Raw genomic sequence first — 25,569 nt, 5'->3', positions numbered from 1 at the left:
ATTTTATCGTATTAGCTAGGTATATGGATCGATAAATAGGATACATATATGATAATATTATATATTAGATATTGATATAAGAAAGTAAATATTAATAACCTCGCTCTCTATAGTATAGAATGATTGGAACAGTTATACAGGAGTATAAATATACTGATATAAGAAATGAATCATAGATATAAGATAATAGGTATTTAAATACAGTCACTCTTAATGGTATGTTCATTATATATAATTTCAATTAATAATTAATATTATACATAATGAAAAGGTGGCACAGTAAATGAGACATTATGATCTAAATCAAATAAGAGAAAGCTTCAAAGAAATAAACAAAAAAAATATAGCATGTAGAAAAAGGAATTTAAAATATTTACAAAAAGAGTATCCCGATATTTATGCAGGACTTATAGATAGAGCTAATAAATATCGGGATGGATATATACTACTTCCTGGAACTGGGGGAGATTATATTCATATTGGAAATCCACCTAACTGGTTTGATAACATTGTCAGGGACAACGAATATATTTGGCAGCTTAATCGTATGAAATATTGGTTCACGTTAATTGATGCTTACATTATCCTTGAAGATGAAACGTACATAACAAAAGTTATAAACGATATGGAAAATTGGTTGGAGGTGTGTACTCCACCTGAATCATATGAAACTCACTTATATAATAAGGTAGACCCATGGAGAATACTTGAGGTAGGAATTCGTATGCAAGAGGCATGGGGTTACTTTGTCGAAATGCTTATTAGTACAGAGGTTATTACGGATAAACTTCTAAAAAAACTAATTGAATCTATACATAGACATGGTGAAATACTATATAGGGTAAGTCCCAAGAAACATCCTGGGGCAGCAACTAACCATTATATAATGGAAATGTTAGGATTACTATGGGTGGGTAATACATTTAAACAATTTGAAGAAGCTGATAAATGGGAAACTTATGCTATTTCTGAATTGGAAAGATGTAGCAAAGCTCAATTAACAATTGATGGAGCTCATGTAGAAGGGTGCCCTATGTATCATAATGGAGCAGTTAAATGGTTTTCTACAGGTGTTATTTTTGCTGGGGGTACCAATCATTTTACAACAGATTATGTTGAACGACTTAGAAAGAGCCTATGTTATAACGTTTATTCCTTTAGACCAACTGGTACAACTGTACCTTGGGGTGATTCAAGATCTAACACTGCTGCAGTGCTAGGCGCTTTATATGGGTATATTGTATTTAACGATGTGGGATACTTATTAAGTATTAGAAAATTTATTTCAATTAATCAAATAGCTGACTTATTGGTAAATCATCTAAGATATATTAATGATATCGAACAATTGTTGAGTGAGATTGAAGAGGCGAGTCATGATTATACAATACAAATGAATATTCTTAACTGGCAAAGAGATATTAATCAAGTTATGTATCGAACAGGCTGGGACAAGTCAGATTTAAGTATTTTCTTTGCTTGTAATTCGCCAATAGTTAGTAATCATGCACATATGGATTTGATGGGATTCGATTTAACGTGCAATAAAAGACCATTAGTTGTTGATCCAGGTGTTTTTACCTATAGAGATTGCAAAGAAAGATATACATTTAAAAGTTCACAGTGGCATAATACATTAACAATCAATCATAAGGATCACTTTCAATATTTAACTTCATTTAGCTATGAAAAGCAAAAAGAAGGGTATGTAATAAATACTGATGCCAATGAAAAACTATGGTATGTCATTGCTCGTCATCATAATTATGAGCCTATTATACATACTCGTTTGATGAGTCTTATTAATAAAAAAATCATTGTTATCTTAGATAAGGTAGAACATCTTAATCCAGAAGATACAGTACAATTACATTATCACTTGGATTCTACAAAGGTCGAAGAAAAAATAGGTGTTGTCTATACCAATCAAAGTGATTCTAATATTAGTATATATTATGATGAAGATAATTTTAATAGCAAATTAATTAAAGGAGTTATTTCAGATGAAATTGATTGTCTTAGGGAATCAACTTTATTACAACTCAATAGCATTAATCCCTTAGTTGGAAAAACTATTTTCCATACTGTCATGATACCTAAGGTATCACCAGAGTTATCAAATGTTCATGTAAATATACAACAAGACAATAACCGAATTATGTGTATAATAGAAGTTGACGATTCCGTTTATACTTTAATATGGAAAGATAATAAATGCTCTATTGACATGTAACTATTATTATCATCAAGGGAGAGAAATATCTGATGACTAGAAAAATTACTTTTAAAAAAGGTAATAAAGCTCAGTATAAAAGAAAGATTCTATACGCTTACTTAATTTTAATTATGATTTATACGATTATTGTTATTGTTTTACATAGTGTACAAGAACTAAATCAATCTAGGGTACAGACAGATATGAGAAATAATTTTTACTTCAATAAAATTACAGATGATATCGACTATAAGATTAATACGTTATTCAATGTTGCTCGGAGCCTACCTTCAAATGAATTTGTAAGACAATATAGCGAAGAAGGGCAAAATTATTATGCTATAACAAAGGTTTGCCAAAAATTAGGTGAAGAACTGGATGTCTTTACTAATATTAACAGTAAAATATACTTAAATAAAATAGGTGAAGATTTATTTATTATGCCAAATCAGACAGCTACATTGAAACGAATTTTTCCAAAAAGTAATCTGAGTAGTGAAGATTTAACTAATCTACATGATTATTTTGTGAATCAAAAAATATGGCAGAAAAAAGATCCCATATATATTAGAAATAGGAATCAGTTAATCTATATTTTTAATCTCAAAATCAATATGAAGAACGATTTGTTGTGCTTCTTGGTATTCGACAAAAAAGATATATTGCCAACTTTGAGTGAAGATGTAAAAGAGATATTTACCATATATGAAGGATCGGAAATGTTGAATTACAATAGCAATATTGTAACTGATGAAAAAAATTTTTCTCTCATAGATAATAATAAAAAAGAATTCTTTAAATATCAAAAAAAGTCCAATACAGAATTGAGATGGAATTACGTATATTATGTTAATAAGAACCACAAATATATCAGCCCAATTTTTATATTAGGATATATTATTATTACTATTTTGGGAATTATTTTAGCTGTTATATGGAGTAAAATTGTTTATAGACCAATTAAAAGGACAATATACTCAATAAAAGACAATCCCCATTTTGAAATAGAAGGTAATGAGTTCGATTTAATTACTTCAGAAGTCAATCAAATGAAATTTGAAAAAAAATCACTTGAGCAGAAGGTTAAGGAGAATAAGGAGATTGTAAGGAAGAGGAATATCAATAGGATTATTCATGGGTTATTTACAGAAGCAGATAGTAAACGACTAGATATAAGATTGAATATTAATACACAAGAACCTTGTTTAGCAATTGTACTACAATTAAAGGAACTACTGAGTGATGATAGTAGAATGATTAATATTCACAACATATACAGTGAATTGAATTATACACTTGATGCAAATGACATGAAGGAAAAATTTGAATCAATCGAAATCAATGCAAATAGAATAGGACTTATTATTAATAAAGATAAAATAGATAAAATTTCAATTCTATTAAAAAATTTTATAATTGGTATTGAAGAACGTTGTGGTATGAATATCATTGCATCCTTTGGGAGTATAGTAACAGATGTATTTGAAATAGAACAGTCATATAAAATAGCAATAAAAATACTTGAATATCAATTTGCTTTTAATAAGATTATTATTACAGAAAATGATATCAGTGGTTTTGATGATTCTTTCTACTATCCGTTGGAAGTAGAACAAAATTTGATTAATCTATCGCTTGCAGGAAAACAAGAAGAAGTATTGCAGGTCATGGATTACATTATAGAAGAGAACTTACAATTAAGAACCTTAAGTGCAGATGTACTATCCCAATTTATTTTTGCTATAGCTGGTACATTGAACAGGGTTATATCAAAAGTGTCAGGTGTTGATGATGACTTTAAAGAGGATATAAAATATGCTTATCTAGAACTTAAGATGTGTAATTCAAAACAAAAATTAGGAGACAAAATTAAAGAAGTATTAGTAGAAACTCTTGAATATATAAAGAAGAATAATGTTATAGAAGATTTTAGGCATATTGATAATATAATAGATTATATCAATTTGAACTTTCATAAAGATTTATCTTTAACAGATCTAGCAGAAAAATTCAACCTCTCTGCAGGGTATGTGGGTATAATCTTCAAGAAAAGTCAAGGTATCAATTTTAAGGACTATATTAATACTCTAAAAGTCAGAAAAGCTAAGGAAATAATGAAAAATAATAAAGAAATAAAGATTAAAGATCTGTCAAATGACTTAGGGTTCAATTCAACCAATACATTCATTAGAATCTTCAAAAAGTACGAAGGAGTATCCCCAGGAACATATAAAGACACATTGAAGTAGACTCCAATCAAGGAGTCTTTTCTTATATATATTAACAAAATCTAATATAATAGCGAAGACAAAGTAGTAGTGTTGATTTTGAGTGTGAATATAATATTTTGAGGATTTATTTTAATGCTTACCTTTGATAGGATGAGGATAACACCGAGAGAGAAGGGAGGCTGAAAAAAGTGAGTGACATTAAAATAGGTTCAGTTAATAAAACTACTAAAATTCAAAAGAAAGATAAACACAAGAAATACTTTAGTGAATTAAAAAAAGATATTCTTAGAGATAAATACTTATATATTTTAATTATCCCATGTTTATTATTTTATTTCTTTTTTGCCTACAAACCACTATATGGATTACAGATAGCTTTTAAAGATTATTCATTATTTAAAGGGATAGAAGGTAGCCCTTGGGTTGGTTTTGATAACTTTATTACATTTTTTAATTCACCATATGTTTTTAGACTTATCAAAAATACATTATTGATTAATTTATATGGTTTGATTATTGGATTTCCTATACCTATTATTTTGGCTCTTTTATTTAATGAAGTCAGAAGTAAGAAATTTAAACGTACAGCTCAAACTATAAGTTATTTGCCACACTTTGTTTCAACAGTAATTGTTGCAGGCTTGGTTGTTAACTTTTTAGCACCTAGTGGTTTGATAAATAATATTATTGCTGCATTTGGTGGAAAGAGGACCTATTTTTTAACGCAACCAGAATTTTTTAGAGGTATTTTTACTGGTATGAATGTGTGGAAGGAATCGGGATTTGGAGCTGTAATCTATATTGCTGCATTAGCGTCCATTGATCCCCAGTTATACGAAGCAGCAGTTGTTGATGGAGCCAATAGATGGAAACAGACACTTCATGTTACTATTCCAGGTATTTTACCAACAATTACAATTATGTTGATATTACGTATAGGTAAAATGCTATCTGTTGGTTTTGAATCAGTGTTATTATTACAACAACCTGCTACATTTGAAACATCAGATGTAATTAGTACTTATGTTTATAGACTTGCAATAGAAAAAGGAACATACGATGTAGCAGCAGCAGTAGATTTGTTTAATGCAGTTATTGCATTTATATTAGTTTTTACTGCTAATAAAATTTCTAAGAAGTTCTCAGAGACATCATTATGGTAAAGGGAGGGAAGTATGATGGGAAATTTTAAAAGAAATATTTTTGATTATATCATTTATGCTATTATAATTTTAATATGTATTTTATGTCTATATCCATTTATTTATGTATTGTCATCTTCACTCTCCTCGCCAGATGCAGTAACATCAGCTAAGGTTTGGTTCTTTCCTGTAGATTTTAACTTTGATGCATACAAAAAGATTTTTGAAGACCAGCAAATATTGATTGGTTACGCCAATGCTTTTTATTATACGATTTTAGGAACACTAGTTAATATTATTTTAACCATATCAGGTGCTTATCCTCTATCTAAAAGAAGATTAAGAGGAAGGAAATTAATGACAATATTGATTACCTTCACAATGTGGTTCAATGCTGGTATGATTCCTTTTTATCTTAATTTGAGAGACCTTAACTTATTAGATAAGAGAATTACATTAATTATAGCATTTGGTTGTTCTGCCTTTTATGTAATACTTTTAAGAACTAACTTTCAATCAATACCAGATGAGATTGAAGAATCTGCTAAGATTGATGGAGCAAATGATTTAACGATTTTATTTAAGATCTTCTTACCTCTTGCTAAGCCTGCAATAGCAACAGTAGGGTTATATTATGCGGTAAGTAGATGGAATGGTTATTTTTGGGCTATGCTTATATTAAAGGATCCTAAAAAAATACCATTACAAGTAATATTGAAGAAGATGATTGTTGAAATGGATATAAGTGAAGAAGCAATGCAAGGTGCTGATATGATGCTCTCATTATCCAAAGAAACATTAATTTTTGCAACAATAATTATTGGGGTAATACCAATGTTGATTATTTATCCCTTCATCCAGAAATATTTCGAAAAGGGTTCAATGGTTGGTTCGGTAAAAGGATAATATATGAAATTAGCGGAGCTTTATCCGTACTATTTAATAGGAGGAAATTTTAATATGATGAAAAAAATGATGATATTATTATTAGCAAGTATACTTATGGTTGGAACCTTAGCTGGTTGCCAAAAAGACTCGAAAACAGAAAATACTACACTAAAAGAGAATAAAAATGAAAAAGGGGATAAAACAAGCAAAGAAACAGAAAAACTAGAAGGACATCTTGTATCAAAAGATCCAGTAGAATTAAGTATCCATCTACATTTGGGTAACAGAATATCTTTTAAGGATTCTTGGGAAATATTTAAAAAAGCTGAGGAATTGACAAATGTGAAATTAAAAGGTACAGCTTCAGATTCTATTTCAGATAGTGCACAAGCATTTAACACAATGCTTGCAAGTGGTGATTTATCAGATATATTAACTTACTCATTAGAAGATTTATCTAAATATGGTATGGAAGGTGCTTTAATACCTTTAAATGACTTAATAGAAGAACATGCACCAAATTTTAATAAGTATTTAAAAGAAAATCCTGATGTGAGAAAGACTATTACTGCAGCTGATGGAAATATTTATGCTATAGCATTTGTTCCAGATGGAGAAGCAGCAGCAGGTTATTTTATGCGTACAGATTGGTTAGAAAAATTGAATCTAGAAGTACCAAAAACAGTTGATGATTATTACAATGTATTAAAAGCATTTAAAGAAAAAGATCCAAATGGAAATAATAAAGCAGATGAAATCCCATTTATTGATAGAGGTAAAGGTGAAATAACAATTCGCTTGGTAACTTTATTTGGTGGACATACTTCCTTTTACTTAGATGGTGATAATGTAAAATATGGTCCTTCTGAAGAAACTTATAAAATTGGAATGGAAAATATCAGCAAATGGTATGCAGAAGGGCTTATTGATCCAGAAGCATTTACTAGAGGAGCAAAAGCTCGTAACATATTATTAGGTGATAATGTTGGTGGTGCTACACATGATTGGTTCGGTAGTACATCAACATTTAATGACACATTAGCAGATAAAATCCAGGGATTCAAATTTGAACCAATTGCACCTCCTACAGATATCAATGGTAAAGCTTGGGAATCTACAATTAGAAACAATGTTCCAAATAAAACAAAAGGTGCATGGGGAATTTCTATGAGTAATCAACATCCAGTTGAGACAATCAAATACTTTGATTTCTGGTGGTCAGAAGAAGGTAGACGTCTCATGAACTTTGGTATTGAAGGGGAACAATATGATTTAGTAGATGGAAAACCTATATTTAAAGAAAGCTTATTGAATAATGATGAACCTGTTATTTCATTATTAGAACAGATAGGAGCTCAAGTTCAAATTGGTTACCATCAAGACTTTACTTATGAAGAACAATGGATGAATCCAGTAGCTAAAAAAGGAGCAAGAATGTATATTGATGGTAAATACTGTGAAAAGGCATTCCCATCACTAGTATTTACAAATGAAGAACAAGACTTATTAAATGAAAAGTTAACAGCAATTGATACATTACAAAAAGAAGTAACACAAAAATGGATTCTAAATGCTGAAGACGTAAACAATGGTTGGGACAAGTATATAAAATCAATGAATAATCTAGGACTTGAAGAAGTATTAGAGATTTATCAAAACGCTTATGACCGTTACATGGCTCAATAAAACTGAATTAGGTTTATAATTTTATATAGAGGCTACATTACGTGGCCTCTATTACTAAATAGGTATACTTTGTCATAAAAGGTACTGATTATTTATGGAGGAATTAATAATGGAAAAATGGTTAGCACAAGCAATTGAAAGAGCTTTAAATAAAATTAGTAATACGAGTGATCGCATTAGAGACACGTTTCCTCACGTGTCACATCAAGGTAAGTATGATGCAACAGAGCCTAGTTGGTGGACGTCAGGATTTTGGTCTGGAATACTATGGTTGGCTTATAACGAGACAAAAAATGAAAAATTCAAGATCTTTGCTATTAGTTGCGAAGAAAAATTGGATAAACCATTAAATAATTATTTTACACTTCATCATGATGTAGGTTTTATGTGGCTACTTTCTGCAGTAGCTCATTATAAGTATGATGAAAATATGGAGTCATTAAGAAGGGGACTTATAGCAGCTTCACATCTTGCTGGAAGATTTAACTTAAATGGCAATTTCATAAGAGCATGGAATAATAATATACAACAAGATTGTACAGGATGGGCAATCATAGATTGTTTGATGAATCTGCCATTATTGTATTGGGCATCAGAATATGAGAAAGACCCTCGTTTTAAAGCTATTGCTATCGCTCATACAGACACTGTTCTTAAAGAATTCATTAGAGAAGATGGTTCTGTTAGACATATAGTCTGCTTTGATCCAGAAAAGGGAAACGTTGTCAAAGTATTAGGGGGACAGGGTTATTCTCCAGATTCAGCTTGGGCTAGAGGTGCAGCATGGTGTATCTATGGAATGGCTTTAGCCTATAAATATGTAGGTGATAAGAAATATCTAGATGCAGCAAAAAAAGTATCTAAGTTCTTCATCAATAATTTAAGAGATGATTATATGGCTGTGTGGGATTTTAGAGCTTCCAAGGAGACTAGCTATGCCATGGACAGTTCAGCAGTAGCTTGTGCAGCTAGTGGAATATTAGAAATAGCAAGATTTTGTGAAAAAGATCGTGAGTACTACATAGATATAGCATCAATAATGCTAAAATCCTTAGGGGATAACTATGGTGCATGGGAAGATGAAGAAGAAGGGTTGATAAAGTTTGGTACAGTCCATTTACCAGCAGATAAGAACATCAATGTTCCAATCATATATGGAGATTATTATTATTTAGAAGGATTATTAAAATTAAAGGGTAAATATGATTTAATATGGTAATATAGAATTACAAGAGAAATTTATGGAGATGAGACAATGGAATCAAATAAGAAAAAAGCTGTTATTTTAAGTTATGATGATGGAGTAACAAATGATAGAAGACTGGTAGAACTTTTTAACAAATATAATCTGAAAGGAACATTTCATTTGAATTCTGGTAAATTAGATACAGAAGGACATTTGAATAGCGCAGAGATTAAAGAATTATTTCAAGGACATGAAGTTTCAGCTCATTCTTTAACTCATCCATGGTTGACAAAGCTGACTAAAGAACAGATATTTGAAGAAATGAATACCGATAAAACAAATTTAGAAGCGTTAATGGGTCATGAAGTTAAAGGGATGTCATATCCCTATGGTGCCTATGATGATAAAACATTTGAGGTACTTAATGAATTGGATATTCAATATGGTAGAACAACAAGGTCAACCTTGGACTTTACAATCCCAAAAGATTTTTTGAAATTACATCCTACTTGTCATCATAGTAGATTAGATCAAGTAATAGACAAATTTCTTGAGGATGAAAATGCCCAATTACTCTATGTATGGGGGCATAGTTATGAATTTGTTTCTGAAGAATCATGGGAACAATTAGAGAAATTATTAAAAAAACTATTAAGAGATGATATTTGGTCAACAACAAATATTGAATTTGTTAGGTATAGATTAAAGAATAAGAGGTGTTAGAGCTTTATATAATAATTAAGATTATAATTAATAGTAATAAGTATAAAAAACATTTTAAATAGATAACAACTCACAAAATCGGAGTTGTTATTTTTATATGAATTAAACTATTATTATCTGTATTTATAATTTTTTACACTATTCACATGAAAAAGATAATGCCAATAAAGAGATATTGCTAAAAAGTTGAATAATATAAAGATTAGTGGTAAAATATTGAGGACTTATAAATTATATTAAATCATAAAATATAAGTTTAATTCCAATAATACTATTAGGAGGTTCAATATGGGTAAAATATGTAGAAAATATATAACGATATCTGGAATATTATTAATATATGCGATATGTTTACCATCAGCATTTATTTCTCATGCTCAGATAAGTAGTGTACAAAACAATTCCACTATGCCCATACGTGCTAATGGTCAATGGAATCTAGAACAGGTTCTTAATGGAACTGTTTTTAAAGAACTAGAAAATACTCTTGATAATAGGTTGAACAAAAAGGATAAATTCAAAAGATTATATAGCTTGATACAAAATTATCTTAATAATAAAATAGAGAATTCTAGGTTAATGTGTAGCAAAGAATATACACATACATATAAACCTGTTTTGATAGATAATCACATTAAAGGTAATGTTATTATAGAAGGAACCGATGATGAGACGAACCCATTACCAGTAACTTTTTACACTGATACTAATAATATTCTAGAAGAATATTTTAGAGAAAAAAATAAATCAAATAAAAATGGAAAATATATTGAATATAAGGTTATATTGAATAAAATGAATATTAAACATACTTCCACTAAAATAATACAATAATAAAAAACTAAAAGTGAAAGGTGAATATATATGAAAAGATTATACGAAAAAGTGTTTGGGACACATAGTAACAAAGAAATAAAGAGAATACTACCATTAGTAGATAAAATAGAAGCTTTAGAGCCAGAAATGGAAAAATTAACTGATGATCAATTAAAAAATAAGACCACTGAATTTAGAGAAAGACTTAAAAATGGAGAAACATTAGACGATATATTAATTGAAGCTTATGCAGTAGTAAGAGAGACTTCTAAGCGTGCAGTGAACATAAGACCTTATAGAGTCCAATTGATTGGTGCTATAATCCTTCATCAGGGTAGAATAGCTGAGATGAAGACAGGAGAAGGTAAAACTTTTGTAGCTCCTTTTACAGCATACTTGAATGCTCTAGAAGGAAAAGGGGTTCATGTAGTTACAGTCAACGATTACTTAGCCACACGTGATGCTGAAAACATTGGTAGAATACATGAATTTCTTGGATTAACAGTAGGTGTTATTGTTAATGGAATAGATAATGAAGAAAGAAGAGCAGCTTATAACTGTGATGTTACATACGGTACCAATAATGAATTTGGATTTGACTACCTTAGAGATAACATGGTTATTTATAAAAAAGAAAGGGTACAAAGAGATCTGAACTATGTTGTAATTGATGAGGTTGACTCTGTATTAATTGACGAAGCTAGAACACCATTAATCATTTCAGGTAATAGTAGTAAATCAACACATTTATATCAACAGGCAGATATTATAGCTAGACGATTACAAAAAGGAAAAGTAATCGGAGAAATATCTAAGATGAGTGCCTTACTTAATGAAGAGATTCAAGAAGAAGGAGATTATGTAGTTGATGAAAAGGCAAAATCAGTATCTCTAACTGCTGATGGTCTGAAAAAAGTTGAACAATTTTTCCAAGTAGATAACTTAGCTGATCCAGAAAATATGGAAATACAACACCATGTTATATTAGCTTTAAAAGCACATAACACTATGTTTAAAGATAAAGATTATGTAATAAAGGAAGAAGAAATACTAATTGTTGATGAATTTACTGGACGTTTAATGCCGGGTAGGAGATATTCTAACGGTTTACATCAAGCAATAGAAGCAAAAGAAAGTGTGAGAGTAAGAAGAGAAAGTAAAACCCTTGCAACTATTACTTTCCAAAATTATTTCAATAAATATAATAAAAAATCTGGTATGACAGGTACAGCATTAACTGAAGAAGAAGAATTCAGAGAAATATATGGTATGGACGTAATAGCTATACCAACTAATGAACCTGTAATTAGAAAAGACAATCCAGACCAAGTATATAAATCACATCATGAAAAGGTAAATGCTGTTATTAATGACATCGCAGAATGTTACGATAGAGGACAGCCCGTTTTGGTTGGTACCATAACAATAGAATCATCAGAAGAACTAAGTAAGATGCTAAGAAAAAAAGGAGTTGTGCATAAAGTACTTAATGCCAAATATCATGAAAAAGAAGCTGAAATAGTAGCTATGGCAGGGCAAAAAGGCGCTATTACCATTGCAACTAATATGGCTGGTCGTGGTACAGATATAAAATTAGGTGAAGGTGTTATTGAAACAGGAGGACTTAAGATAATAGGTACAGAACGTCATGAATCAAGGCGTATAGATAATCAGCTGAGAGGTCGTTCAGGACGTCAAGGTGACCCAGGTGAATCTAAGTTCTATATTTCATTAGATGATGATTTAATGCGTTTATTTGGTTCTGAAAGAATGAAAAATACTGTTACAAGATTAGGACTACCTGAAGGTGAACCAATTGCAGCAGGTATTTTATCTAATGCAATAGAGAATGCTCAGAAAAAAGTCGAAGGAAATAACTTCTCTATAAGAAAGCACTTACTTGATTATGACCAAGTCATGAATGAGCAAAGAGAAATTATATATGGTGAAAGAAAGAAAGTTCTTGAAGGCGACAACATGAGAGACTTCGTCATGAGTATGATAAATGAAGTTATTGGAAGATTCGTGGATGCTCATACAGGAGATGAACAAGAATTTGATGAATGGGATATACCAGGACTCATGGAATCTCTAGGCGAAATTGTACCAATAAAATCCATTCATACAACAGAAGAAGAAAGAGAAGCATTGACTAAGGAGAAATTCAAAGAAAAATTATACGAAATCGCTGATAAACTTTACGTAGATAAAGAACATGAATTTGACGAAGAAGAATTTATGCGTGAAGCTGAACGTGTTATCTTACTAAAAGCAATAGATCAAAAATGGATGGATCATATTGACAACATGGACCAAATGCGTCAAGGTATAGGACTACGTGCATATGGTCAAAGAGATCCTTTAGTAGAATATAAATTCCTTGGATTTGATATGTTTGAAGAAATGTCGAATAATATACAAGAAACTACTCTTAGGACTCTATATCATATTAGACCTGCAAGAAAAATAGAAAGAGAAAGAGTAGCAAAAGTTACTTCAACCAATAGAGGAGAGCAACAGGCCGCTAAGCAACCAGTAAGAAGAAAAGAAAGAAAAGTAGGAAGAAATGAATTATGCCCATGTGGAAGCGGTAAAAAATATAAATATTGTTGTGGCAGAAATCAATAAGATATACTGAAAAAAGTATATGATAAAAATATAGAGGTGATAAAATGCTAGAACTAGAACAAAGCAAGTTAGAATTACAAGCATACAAAGAGAAGCTAAATGAAATGAGTGTTTCACTTTGACTTGGTCAATGTAAAAAATAAAATACAAGAATTAGAAGCTAAGGTTGCATCAGAAGAATTCTGGAATGATGCAGAGAATTCAGGTAAAGTATTAAAGGAAATTAAACAACTAAAAGATAAAGTAGATAATTATAACAATCTTGTGCAAGATTATGAAGACTTAGAAACTCTCATTGAAATGGGAATAGAAGAAAATGACGACGAAATCATCAAAGAAGTCTCATCTGCAAAAAAAGAGTTTATCAATAATTATGAAGAGCTTAGAACTAAGACTCTTCTATCAGGAGAATATGATGCTAATAATGCTATAATATCTTTACATGCTGGTGCAGGTGGAACAGAATCTTGTGATTGGGTAAGTATGTTACTTAGAATGTATACTAGATGGGCAGATGATAAAGGGTATAAAATAGAGACTCTAGACTATTTGGATGGCGAAGAAGCAGGAGTTAAATCTGTGACAATTCAGATAAATGGTGAGAATGCCTATGGATATCTAAAATCAGAAAAAGGTGTACATCGTCTAGTAAGAATATCTCCATTTGATTCATCAGGAAGAAGGCATACATCTTTTGCATCATTAGATGTTTTGCCAGAATTAGATGATGATATTGATCTTGAGATAAACGACGATGAAATCAAAATAGATACTTATCGTGCAAGTGGAGCTGGTGGACAACATATTAACAAAACAGACTCAGCTGTTAGAATAACCCATATGCCGACGGGTGTAGTTGTTCAATGTCAAAATGAACGTTCACAACACAAAAACAAAGACAGAGCTATGAAGATGTTAAAAGCAAAATTATACGAAATAAGACGACAAGAACAAATGGAAAAAATGGAAGGAATAAGAGGGGAAGTCAAAGAAATAGGTTGGGGTAACCAAATACGTTCATATGTAATGCATCCATATAGTATGGTAAAGGATCATAGAACTAGTGCAGAAATTGGCAATGTACAAAGTGTAATGGATGGAAAGATAGATTTATTCATTAATGCTTATTTACAATGGTTGGCCCTCTAAATAAACAATATTATTTATGATGTCATAAAAATTACAAAAGGAGTGAAGGATATGTCTACAATGCAACAGGTTATATTTAAGCTCGATAAAGAAGAATATGGTTTGGATATAATGAAAGTCATAACAATCGAAAAATATCAAGAAGTTGTCAAAACACCAAATACTCCAGAGTATATAACAGGTATCATTAATCTTAGGGGTAGCGTATTACCAGTTTATAGTTTAAGAAAGAAATTTAATCTAAAAGAAAAAGAGTCAAATGAAAATACCAAAATCATCGTAACAGTAACAAACGATATGAAAATAGGATTTATAGTTGATTCTGTTCAGGAAATATTAAATATCGATGATAAAAATATTGAGGAAGCTCCAAAAATCGTTACGGGAATTAATAGAAAATACATTAAAAGCATAGCTAAAATGGAAGAACGAATGGTTATTCTAATAGATATTGATTTAATAATATCAGAAGAAGAACATCTAGAGCTAGGGAAGGTATCAGAAGAACAAGAATAATTATACAGACTTGTAATAATCCATTATATAGATATGTTCATCAAATATTAAGTGCTAACAGCCAAAAATCTTGTGTTTATCAAAACACAAGGTTTTTTATTGCTTAAAACATAATTAAAGACACAGACCAGATATGTAAAATAAAGCAATATTAAATTTTCTAACTTATTTTATGCATATCACTTGAATTTTTATTAAATAAGTGGTATAATCTCCGTAACAAAAACAAATGTTTTTAATAGAAAAACAGTGAAGGTGATGAAATGCCTGATACAGCAAGATATTATATAATCAAAAGAAAAGCTTTACCAGAAGTCTTCTTGAAGGTTGTTCAAGCAAAAAAACTTTTGGAAAAGGAAAAAGCAATAACGATACAAGAAGCAGTAGATTCTGTTGGAATAAGTCGTAGTTCATTTTATAAATACAAAGATACAATATTTCCATTTTATGATAATTCCAGAGGAAGAGCTATAACAGTTGCTCTAGGTCTTGATGACGAACCAGGATTACTATCATGCATATTAAATATTGTTGCCCAGTACAAGGCAAATATACTAACAATACATCAAACAATACCAATTAACGGTGTTGCCAATATAACATTAAGTATGGAGATACTTCCAACATCTGGTGATATACAAGAAATGATTATATCATTAGAAAGTCATGAAGGAATACATCAAGTAAAAATATTAGCTAGGGAGTGAAATAAATGGTAGATGTTGCAATATTAGGATACGGTACAGTTGGTTCAGGGGTAGTGGAAGTACTTACAACCAACAAAGATAGCATTAATAAAAGAGCAGGGAAAAAAATCAATCTAAAATACGTATTAGATTTAAGAGATTTTCCAGGATCAGCTATAGAGGATATACTAACAAAAAACTATGAAGATATTCTTAATGATTCTAGTGTGAAAGTGATTGCTGAAGTTATGGGAGGCGTAGAACCTGCATATACTTTTGTAAAAAAAGCACTTCTATGTGGAAAAAGTGTTGTTACTTCCAATAAAGAATTAGTAGCACGTCATGGAGCAGAATTACTTCAAATCGCAAGAGATAAGAATATTAATTTCTTATTTGAGGCTAGTGTAGGTGGTGGGATACCTATTATTAGACCACTTAATCAATCACTAACTGCTGACGAAATATATGAAATTACTGGGATATTAAATGGTACTACTAACTTTATTCTAAGTAAAATGGCAGACGAAGGACTAGATTTTGAGACTGTATTAAAAGAAGCACAAGATAAAGGTTATGCAGAAAGAAACCCAGAAGCAGATGTTGAAGGGTTTGATGCATGTAGAAAGATAGCTATACTTTCATCACTTGCTTTCGGTATGCAAGTTGATTTTGAAGATATATATACAGAAGGTATAACAAAAATATCAGATATAGATATGAAATATGCTAAAAAATTAGGATTTGATATTAAGCTATTAGCAACAAGTAAGAAGAAAGATGAAAAAGTTTATGCTATGGTTTCACCTATGATGATTGGAAAAGATCATCCTTTATCTAATGTTAATGGCGTTTTTAATGCTATATTTGTTAAAGGAAATGTAATAGGAGACGTTATGTTTTATGGTAAAGGTGCAGGTAAATTACCAACGGCAAGTGCAGTAGTAGCAGACATTGTTGATGCAGTAAAACATCTTGAGAGAAATATTGTTTCGTTTTGGAGTACTAAGAAGATGGAATTGATGAGTGTTGATAACGTTTCATCAAGATGCTTTATTAGATTAGTACCTAAAAGTATAGATATGGTACGTAATCAAATAAAAGACATGTTTGGTGATGTGGAGTACGTTAAGATTGACGATAAAGTTGATGAAATAGCTTTTATTACAGATATTTTCAAAGAAGGAATACTGAAAGAAAAAATAAATGACCTTAATGCAAAAAATATAGCATCAGAAGTTTTAAGTGTAATAAGAATAGATAAATAATGAATACTTATTAATTAACATATAACTGCCGCTTGACAGCGAAGGGATGAGAATATATGAAATATGTTGTAATACTAGGAGACGGTATGGCTGATGAACCTGTAAAGCAGTTAGGTAACAAAACACCTTTACAGGTAGCCGATAAAGAAAATATTGATTCTTTAGCAAACATGGGTGAAGTCGGTTTGGTAAACACTATTCCAGATGGTTTAGCTCCAGGAAGTGATACTGCTAATTTGTCAGTTTTGGGATATGACCCTCAAAAATATTATACTGGAAGGTCACCACTGGAAGCTTTAAGTATTGGTGTTGATATGGAAAGTAATGATGTTAGCTTTAGATGTAATCTGGTTACATTAAGTGAAGAAGGTTCATATGAAGATAAAACGATAACTGATCATAGTTCAGATGAAATTACAACTGAAGAAGCAGATGAATTAATTAAATATCTTGAAAAGTACTTAGGTAATGATACAATCAAATTTTATACAGGGACTAGTTATAGACATGCTATAATATGGCATAAAGGTAGTACAGATGTCAATCTAACACCACCTCATGATATACTAGAAAAAAATATAAAAAACTATTTGCCAAAAGGAACTAATTCGGATAAAATAAAACAAATGATGGTGTTAAGTAATGAATTACTTAAAAATCATCCAATCAATATAAGAAGAAAAGAAAAAGGGCTGAGACCTGCTAACTCCATATGGATATGGGGTGAAGGGACAAAACCAACCTTAAAGTCTTTTAGTGATAAATATAATAAAAAAGGGGCTATGATATCAGCTGTTGATTTATTAAAAGGAATAGCTATAGCTGCTGAAATGAAAAATGTTCAAGTTGAAGGTGTTACAGGTAATATCAACACTAATTTTAAAGGTAAGGCAAAAGCTGCTATAGAAGTTCTGAAATCGGGTGAAGACTTTGTATACGTACATATGGAAGCACCAGATGAATGTGGACATAGAGGAGAAATTGATAATAAAGTCAAATCAATAGAACTTATAGATGGAGAAGTTGTTAAATACATAAAAGAAGAACTTGATAAGTTTGAAGAAGACTATAAGATAATGATACTACCCGACCATCCAACACCTCTAGCCATTAGAACACATACAAATAAGGCAGTACCTTATTTAATATATGATAGTTCTAGAATAAATGAATCTAATGTAAAATATGATGAAGAATCATGTAAAACTACGGGGAATGTATTTACGAAAGGTCATGAACTTATGGACTATTTCTTAAAATAAATACATATACTAATTAGATACCTAAAGAGGAGGAAATAACTTGTTAATTGTAAAGAAATTTGGAGGTAGCTCTGTAGCGAATAAAGAAAGAGTATATAACGTTGCAGAAAGAATACTAGAAGATTATAATAAAGGTCATAAAGTTGTAGTTGTCTTATCGGCACAAGGAGATACTACAGATGAATTAATAGCAAAAGCGAAAGAAATTAATCCAAATCCTTCAAGAAGAGAAATGGATATGATTCTTACAACAGGAGAACAACAATCTGTGGCACTAATGGCTATGGCATTACAGAATTTAGGATATCCAGCAGTATCACTTAATGCTTTTCAAGTTAAAATGAATACTACATCTGTTTATAGTAATGCAAGACTCAAGCGAATAGATGCTGAGAGAATTAACTCAGAACTTGAAAGAAAGAACATTGTACTTGTGACAGGGTTCCAAGGTATTAATAAATATGATGATATAACTACATTGGGTAGAGGTGGATCTGATACAACAGCAGTAGCTATAGCAGCAGAACTTAATGCTGACAAATGTGAAATATTTACAGATGTAGATGGAGTATATACTGCTGATCCTAGAATTGTAAAAGATGCAATTAAGATAGATGAGATTACTTATGATGAAATGTTAGAATTAGCTTCACTTGGTGCAAAAGTTCTTCATAACCGTTCAGTAGAGCTTGCCAAGAAATATGGTGTGGAATTAGTTGTACGCTCAAGTTTGACAAAAGCTGAAGGAACTATTGTTAGGGAGGAATGTAAAATGGAAAAAATGTTAGTAAGTGGCGTTGCTGCTGATAAGAATGTTGCTAGAGTTGCTGCAATTGGAATTAAAGATGAACCAGGAAAAGCGTTTTCACTATTTTCAATACTTGCAAAACATAATATTAATGTTGATATTATTTTACAATCAATAGGTAGAAACAATACAAAAGATATATCATTTACAGTGCCTAGAGATTCATTAGAAGACACTAAAAAAATTCTACAAGAAAATCTTTCAAGAATATCTTCTGAAAAAATAGAATATGATGATTCAGTATCAAAAGTTTCTATTGTAGGTGCTGGTATGGCTTCTAATCCTGGAGTAGCAGCAGTAATGTTTGAAAGCCTTTACGATGCTGATATAAATATAAAAATGATATCAACATCTGAGATTAAGATTTCAGTACTTATTAATGAAAAAGATACTGACAGTGCTGTAAATGCAATACATGAAGGATTTAAAGATAGATTTTAATTGGCGAAAATAAATATAAGAATATTATATCTATACTAAGGAAGTTGCTCTTATAAAGGGTAACTTTTTTGTGTTATAAGAAAGTATTACTTTTCTTATAGGAGGAAATTCTCTTGAAAGCAATTTAAAAAAACAAATAATTAGTTAAAGATTGCGTTAAAATCCTTGTACCGTAAGTATCATTAATATATAATATTTAATAGAGTTTACAGTAAAGGAGCTAGTAGGTTATGGATATTTTAAAAGTACTAGAGAAGGAATTGGATATCAAGACTTGGCAGGTTGAAGCAACAGTCAAATTAATTGATGAAGGTAATACTATACCTTTTATCGCAAGATATCGTAAGGAGATGACAGGATCTTTAAGTGATGAGATATTACGTGATTTTAATGATCGTCTTACTTATCTAAGGAATTTAGAGTCTAAGAAAGAACAAGTTATTGCTAGTATTGAAGAACAGGGAAAACTAACTGAGGAACTGAAAAATACTATATTATCAGCAAAAACACTAGTAGAAGTTGATGATCTTTATAGACCATATAGACCAAAAAGAAGGACAAGGGCTACTATAGCTAAAGAAAAAGGATTAGAACCATTAGCTATCAAAATATGGATGCAAAATTTGAAAGTACCTGTCCAAGAAATTGCTATGGAATATATAAATGAAGAAAAAGATGTGAAGACCCCCGAAGATGCAATAAATGGGGCAAAGGATATACTTGCTGAAATGATATCAGATGAAGCGGATTTCAGGAAAGAAATAAGAAGAAGAATATTCACAAAAGGTAAATTAATAGTAAAGGCAAAAGATAAAAAAGTTGAATCAGTATATGAAATGTATTATGAATACGATGAAGATATCAAAAAAATTGCTCCTCATAGGATATTGGCAATAAACAGAGGAGAAAAAGAAAAAATATTAGTTGCTAAAATAGAAGCACCTATCCAAGAAATTGAACAATATCTTAGAAATAAAGTTATTAGAGAAGATAATACTTATACTACACCTGTATTAGAAGAAGTTATTTTCGACAGTTATAAAAGATTAATTTCACCAGCTATTGAGAGAGAAATAAGATCTGATTTGACAGAGACTGCTGAAGAAGGAGCAATAAAAGTTTTTGGGAAAAATTTAGACCAATTACTTATGCAACCGCCTATTATGGGAAAAGTTGTACTTGCACTAGACCCAGCTTTTAGAACAGGCTGTAAAATTGCAGTAATTGATGGAACAGGTAAAGTATTAGCTACAACAGTAGTATATCCAACACCACCGTTAAATAAAGTTGAAGAGGCAAAAACCAAATTGAAATCACTTATTCAAAAGCATGATGTTGATATTATAGCTATAGGTAATGGTACTGCCTCTAGAGAATCTGAACTTTTTGTTGCAGATATGTTGAAAGAAATAGATAAAAACATTCACTATATAATTGTTAATGAAGCAGGAGCTTCTGTGTATTCAGCATCAAAGCTTGGGACAGAAGAATTTCCGCAATTTGATGTTGCATTAAGAAGTGCAGTATCAATAGGAAGAAGGTTACAGGATCCACTTGCAGAGTTAGTTAAAATCGATCCAAAATCAATTGGTGTGGGTCAATACCAACATGATATGAACCAGAAAAAATTAGGAGAAACACTAACAGGTGTAGTTGAAGACAGTGTTAACAAAGTAGGGGTAGACCTAAATACGGCATCACCATCTTTGTTACAATATATTTCGGGTATAAGTAAAACAATAGCAAAAAATATTGTGATTTATAGAGAAACGGAAGGCAAATTTTCTAGTCGTAAACAATTACTAAAGGTTTCAAAATTAGGACCAAAAGCATATGAACAATGCGCAGGTTTTTTAAGGATAATAGGTGGAGATAATCCACTTGACAATACAGGTGTTCATCCTGAGTCATATATTGCTAGTAAACAATTGGTAAAGGAAATAGGCAATGAACTTGAAGACTTGGATCATAATAAGATTAAAGGAATTAATAATAAGATAAATAATGTTCAAGATATGGCTGATAAACTAGGAATAGGAGTACCAACACTAAGAGATATTATCAAGGAATTAGAGAAACCTGGGCGAGATCCTAGAGAAGAGATGCCAAAACCAATACTAAGAACTGATGTATTAGAAATGGAAGATCTACAAGAAGGAATGGTATTAAAAGGAACAGTTAGGAACGTTATTGATTTTGGAGCGTTTATTGATATTGGGGTTCACCAAGATGGATTAGTGCATATATCTGAAATGGCAGATAAATATATTAAGCACCCTCTAGAAGTAGTGGCTGTTGGAGATATAATTAATGTGAGAGTAATGAATGTAGATCTGAAGAAGAAGAGGATTGCATTATCAATGAAACTATAAAATTATTAGATATAATTTAATCACGTTAAAGGGGCTGTCGAATATGATATGCTCCCTTCTATGTGACAAGTTTTATTATTTCACTTGTCTACCTAGAAGGAGTATATCATGTTATCTGACAGCTCCTACTAATTTTAGTAACTATTACATCTGATTTAAAGGTATTTATCTAGTAAAGATGGCTAGAAGATAACAGTTCTATTCCTACCTGAATTTTTAGCTTGATATAGAGCTTTATCTGCATTATTTAATAAATTCCTGATACAATCACTATCACAAGTTGTATTGCTAAATATTGACATTCCAATACTTATTGTAATTTTAATTGTGTATCCTCCGATTTTTAAAGTTAAGTTTTCAACATTTTTTCTTATATTCTCAGCAATAGTAAATGCATCTTCTCTATTATACCCAGTTAAAATAATTGCAAATTCTTCACCGCCAATTCTACCGAATAGATCTTTTTCACCAAGTAAACTAGTACAGGTTTTTACAAGTTCTTGTAATACTTCATCACCTATACTATGTCCATAGGTATCATTAACTTTTTTGAAATAATCAATATCTAGCATAAGTAGCGATACAACATCTTTAGTCAATCTGGCATAAGCTATAAAACCTTCTGCGGTTTTAAGGAAGTGCTGACGGTTATAAGAACCTGTCAAATAATCGGTGGTAGCCATTTTATACAAGCTGTCTTGTAGTTCTTTTCTTTCGGTAATATCTTCAGCTACACCTACTATTCTCACAATTTTATTATCCTTGTTTTTAACTGGAAAAGATCTAGAATATATCCATCTAATACTGTTATCAGATTTAATGATTCTATATTCTAGTTGAGATATGCTGCCGACTTCAATTAAGTTGTTGAAAGAAGATTTTACATTTACCAAATCAGCTGGATGAACAGATGCATAAAAATTCTTGATTCCATTTTTATAATCCCATTTCTGACCAAAAATATGTTCAAAAGCTGAACTGATATAAATCATATCTTCACCATCAATATTTTTTACCCAAAAAATTTCATTAATATTTTCCAGCAGTTGTTGGAAATTAGTTTCAACTTCCATTAGTTGCTTTTGTATCTGTAATTTATCCGTTATGTCATGGCCAGAACTTAATGTACCAATAATGTTTCCACATTCATCTTTTAAAATTGAATTGGACCACATAACTATACGTTCTTCACCAGATTTAGTTAGTAAAGGTTGATTATATATTTCTTGGTTTTCTCTTATGAATCCCTTCATCAACTTATTAAAAATATTTTTTATCTTTGATCTGATATTAGTAGGTAATGCTATATCAAACCAATTTTTGCCAATTAGATATTTGCTATCATTAGCTAAAATTGATCCTAATGATTTATTTATAAAATTAATATTTCCAGCGTTATCAAGAGCAACAAAATAATTAGCAGAGACATCAATGTATTTTTTGAACTGTTCTGATTCCAATAATTTTTTATCATACGTAAAATCTGTAATGCATCGTATAGTTACAAAAGCAAAGTTATCATTATTTTCACTATATTTGCTTATAGAAATTTCTGCTTCAAACTCTGTTGAGTTACTCTTGATACATATGAAGCTTAATACTTTATTACAATTATTATCAACTGAGTTAATTATTTTATGAAATTCTACAACAGATGATAATCCATTTGGTTGATGTTTAGGAAATAAAATAAAATTAAATTGATTTATAATATCCTCTTTAGATTTGTAGTTAAAAAGATTAACCATCCTATTATTACAATCTATTATTTTCTTATCCTTTATAATAATAAATGCATTATTGTTATGATGAAAAAAATTTAAATACAGATTTGGATTATTAATCATAGCTATGCAGTCCTTTCGGTAAACTCTAAAGTAATAAGTAATATTGTCAAGTATATAATAAAATTATAGTTATCCTTAAATTATGTATATATTATATCGTACATAATTATATTTAACAATTAATATACATGAATTTTATAATATAAGCATAAATATAATAATGTTTAAAGATGCGATTAATATATTTAATTAAAACATTAATAAAATTAATAAGTATATTAAAAATATCAAAATATATATTGACAAAATTAATATTGTAGTATATATTATTAATATAAGATAATCGATTATAATTAAGAAGGTGAAAAAAATGAAATATAAAGCACCAGGAAAATGCCCAGTTTGTGGTGAAAAATTAGAAATAACAAAATTGAATTGCCCCAAGTGTTCTACATCAATAGAAGGAGAATTTAGACCTTGTCAATTTTGTAGATTACCAAAAGACGAATTAGAATTTATTAATACATTTATTATGTGTAGAGGGAACATTAAAGATGTAGAAAAAGAATTAGGGATATCATATCCTACTGTTAGAAGTAAGTTGGATTCTGTAATAAAATCATTAGGTCTAGAAGATGAGAGTAAAAAAAGAAGCGAAAGAAGAGAAGCAATTACTCAGAAGAGAGATTCAATGAAAGAGTTGAAAGAATTAAAACAACAGATATTAGATAAATTGGCTCTGGGAGAATTGACTACAAAAGAAGCTATGGAAAAAATTAAAAAGTTAAAAATCTAAAATTAAAAAATATGTGATATAAATATTATTTTTATGAAAGGATTGTTTAGTATGAGTGAAGAGAAGAAAATTCTAGAAATGATTGAAAAAGGTCAAATTACTGCTGAAGAAGGAATGGAATTACTGCAAGCTCTAAGAAATGTAGGTATAGAACAAGAAGAAAAAATTATTGAAGAATATAAACCAGCTGTTCAAAAAAGAGAATTTAAATTTTTACGAATAAAAGTAACTACTGAAAAAGGCGAAACAAAAGTTAATATTAATATACCATTAAAATTGATTAAGGCTTTGGGGGGGATTTTGCCACAAGCTAATAATTTAATACCTGAGGATGTTAAAAAACAAATGAACGATAAAGGTATTAATCTTGGAGCTATAGATATAAATAAAATACTAAGCGCTTTAGAATCAGGTGAATTAGAAGATACTGTGCTAGTGGATGTGGAGACTTATGATGAGGAAGATGGAAAAACTCAGGTAAAAATTTATGTGGAATAGAGCCAAATTACTCAAGATTAATATTCGTTCCAAAAATACTAAAATAGTTATTCCTGTACCGTTATTTATATTTAGTCAGTTAGTAGATTGTGTTATGGACCTATTAGCACTTATTACGTTCTTTACTCCAGGTATTAAGATTACTATAAAGAGTAAAAAATATAATTTGAGAGGTATTTTAAAGACTATATATCAAATATTAGAAACTCTGAAGGAAATTAAATATTGTGAACCCTTTGATTTTGTTGACATAAAAACCAAAGAAGATACTGTTCAAATAAGTTTGAAGTAAGAAGGGATGTATTATTATGTTAGATAGAAATTTATATTATTATAGTGTGTTTGGTAATATACAACCAAATAGAAGCATTAAAGATTATAGAGAGATGCTACTTAGAGAACAATTCATTAGATTAAATAAAAATACTAACGTAAAATATAGAAACAAGTCCAACATTAATTTATAAAAAGGAG

General features: G+C 30.1%; 21 protein-coding genes. 20 read left to right on the top strand and 1 reads right to left on the bottom strand.

Annotated features, from left to right (window positions below; all coding sequences use genetic code 11):
- Nucleotides 1-283 precede the first annotated feature (283 nt).
- From ACX6CF_RS22995 to ACX6CF_RS22920, 16 genes are all read left to right on the top strand, one after another.
- Nucleotides 284-2,233, top strand: a complete 1,950-nt coding sequence (locus ACX6CF_RS22995; protein ID WP_458787720.1) for an alginate lyase family protein — start codon at nt 284-286, stop codon at nt 2,231-2,233.
- Between the two features lie 32 nt (nt 2,234-2,265).
- Nucleotides 2,266-4,464, top strand: a complete 2,199-nt coding sequence (locus ACX6CF_RS22990; protein WP_458787719.1) for a helix-turn-helix transcriptional regulator — start codon at nt 2,266-2,268, stop codon at nt 4,462-4,464.
- 170 nt (nt 4,465-4,634) lie between these two features.
- Nucleotides 4,635-5,609 (top strand): ABC transporter permease, encoded by a 975-nt coding sequence (locus ACX6CF_RS22985; RefSeq protein ID WP_458787718.1) that lies wholly within the window; start codon nt 4,635-4,637, stop codon nt 5,607-5,609.
- A 15-nt stretch (nt 5,610-5,624) separates the two neighbouring features.
- Nucleotides 5,625-6,494 (top strand): carbohydrate ABC transporter permease, encoded by an 870-nt coding sequence (locus ACX6CF_RS22980; RefSeq protein ID WP_458787717.1) that lies wholly within the window; start codon nt 5,625-5,627, stop codon nt 6,492-6,494.
- Nucleotides 6,495-6,548: 54 nt separating this feature from the next.
- Nucleotides 6,549-8,162, top strand: coding sequence for an extracellular solute-binding protein (locus tag ACX6CF_RS22975; RefSeq protein WP_458787716.1), 1,614 nt, complete (start codon nt 6,549-6,551; stop codon nt 8,160-8,162).
- Nucleotides 8,163-8,271: 109 nt separating this feature from the next.
- Nucleotides 8,272-9,381, top strand: a complete 1,110-nt coding sequence (locus ACX6CF_RS22970; RefSeq protein WP_458787715.1) for a glycoside hydrolase family 88 protein — start codon at nt 8,272-8,274, stop codon at nt 9,379-9,381.
- 36 nt (nt 9,382-9,417) lie between these two features.
- Nucleotides 9,418-10,071, top strand: coding sequence for a polysaccharide deacetylase family protein (locus tag ACX6CF_RS22965; RefSeq protein ID WP_458787714.1), 654 nt, complete (start codon nt 9,418-9,420; stop codon nt 10,069-10,071).
- A gap of 288 nt (nt 10,072-10,359) precedes the next feature.
- The gene (locus ACX6CF_RS22960; RefSeq protein WP_458787713.1) at nt 10,360-10,905 is read left to right on the top strand and encodes a hypothetical protein; all 546 of its coding nucleotides are present in this window, start codon (nt 10,360-10,362) and stop codon (nt 10,903-10,905) included.
- A gap of 30 nt (nt 10,906-10,935) precedes the next feature.
- Nucleotides 10,936-13,515, top strand: coding sequence for a preprotein translocase subunit SecA (gene secA, locus ACX6CF_RS22955; protein WP_458787712.1), 2,580 nt, complete (start codon nt 10,936-10,938; stop codon nt 13,513-13,515).
- A gap of 44 nt (nt 13,516-13,559) precedes the next feature.
- Nucleotides 13,560-14,664 (top strand): peptide chain release factor 2 gene (prfB, locus tag ACX6CF_RS22950; protein ID WP_458787711.1). Its coding sequence is split into 2 segments (ribosomal slippage): nt 13,560-13,634 and nt 13,636-14,664, totalling 1,104 coding nucleotides; the frame shifts between segments, so codons are not numbered across the junction.
- Nucleotides 14,665-14,715: 51 nt separating this feature from the next.
- On the top strand, nt 14,716-15,180 hold the full coding sequence (locus ACX6CF_RS22945) for a chemotaxis protein CheW (RefSeq protein ID WP_458787710.1): 465 nt from the start codon (nt 14,716-14,718) through the stop codon (nt 15,178-15,180).
- Between the two features lie 263 nt (nt 15,181-15,443).
- Complete coding sequence (locus ACX6CF_RS22940; protein ID WP_458787709.1) at nt 15,444-15,887, top strand: ACT domain-containing protein; 444 nt, start codon at nt 15,444-15,446, stop codon at nt 15,885-15,887.
- Nucleotides 15,888-15,892: 5 nt separating this feature from the next.
- Nucleotides 15,893-17,131 (top strand): homoserine dehydrogenase, encoded by a 1,239-nt coding sequence (locus ACX6CF_RS22935; RefSeq protein ID WP_458787708.1) that lies wholly within the window; start codon nt 15,893-15,895, stop codon nt 17,129-17,131.
- 56 nt (nt 17,132-17,187) lie between these two features.
- A complete protein-coding gene (locus ACX6CF_RS22930; protein ID WP_458787707.1) occupies nt 17,188-18,393 on the top strand; it encodes a cofactor-independent phosphoglycerate mutase in 1,206 nt (401 codons plus the stop codon).
- 40 nt (nt 18,394-18,433) lie between these two features.
- The gene (locus tag ACX6CF_RS22925) at nt 18,434-19,642 is read left to right on the top strand and encodes an aspartate kinase (RefSeq protein ID WP_458787706.1); all 1,209 of its coding nucleotides are present in this window, start codon (nt 18,434-18,436) and stop codon (nt 19,640-19,642) included.
- Between the two features lie 230 nt (nt 19,643-19,872).
- Complete coding sequence (locus ACX6CF_RS22920; protein WP_458787705.1) at nt 19,873-22,014, top strand: Tex family protein; 2,142 nt, start codon at nt 19,873-19,875, stop codon at nt 22,012-22,014.
- 182 nt (nt 22,015-22,196) lie between these two features.
- On the opposite strand, the gene ACX6CF_RS22915 is transcribed toward ACX6CF_RS22920, so the two are convergent.
- On the bottom strand, nt 22,197-23,861 hold the full coding sequence (locus ACX6CF_RS22915) for a sensor domain-containing diguanylate cyclase (protein ID WP_458787704.1): 1,665 nt from the start codon (nt 23,859-23,861) through the stop codon (nt 22,197-22,199).
- A 310-nt stretch (nt 23,862-24,171) separates the two neighbouring features.
- On the opposite strand from ACX6CF_RS22915, the gene ACX6CF_RS22910 reads away from it, so the two are divergent.
- From ACX6CF_RS22910 to ACX6CF_RS22895, 4 genes are read left to right on the top strand one after another with little or no spacing between them, the layout of a single operon-like run.
- Entirely contained in the window at nt 24,172-24,597 is a 426-nt protein-coding gene (locus ACX6CF_RS22910; RefSeq protein WP_458787703.1) for a DUF2089 family protein, read from the top strand.
- A gap of 51 nt (nt 24,598-24,648) precedes the next feature.
- Nucleotides 24,649-25,095, top strand: coding sequence for an SHOCT-like domain-containing protein (locus tag ACX6CF_RS22905; RefSeq protein ID WP_458787702.1), 447 nt, complete (start codon nt 24,649-24,651; stop codon nt 25,093-25,095).
- Nucleotides 25,085-25,387 carry a hypothetical protein gene (locus ACX6CF_RS22900; RefSeq protein WP_458787701.1) on the top strand — a complete coding sequence of 101 codons (303 nt, stop codon included), beginning with the start codon at nt 25,085-25,087 and terminating at the stop codon, nt 25,385-25,387. Before ACX6CF_RS22905 ends, ACX6CF_RS22900 begins: the two co-directional genes overlap by 11 nt.
- A gap of 16 nt (nt 25,388-25,403) precedes the next feature.
- A complete protein-coding gene (locus ACX6CF_RS22895) occupies nt 25,404-25,562 on the top strand; it encodes a hypothetical protein (RefSeq protein WP_458787700.1) in 159 nt (52 codons plus the stop codon).
- The last annotated feature ends 7 nt before the right edge of the window (nt 25,563-25,569 follow it).

It is taken from the genome of Vallitalea sediminicola, from assembly GCF_054408565.1.
This window is presented reverse-complemented; position numbering and strand designations above follow the sequence as displayed.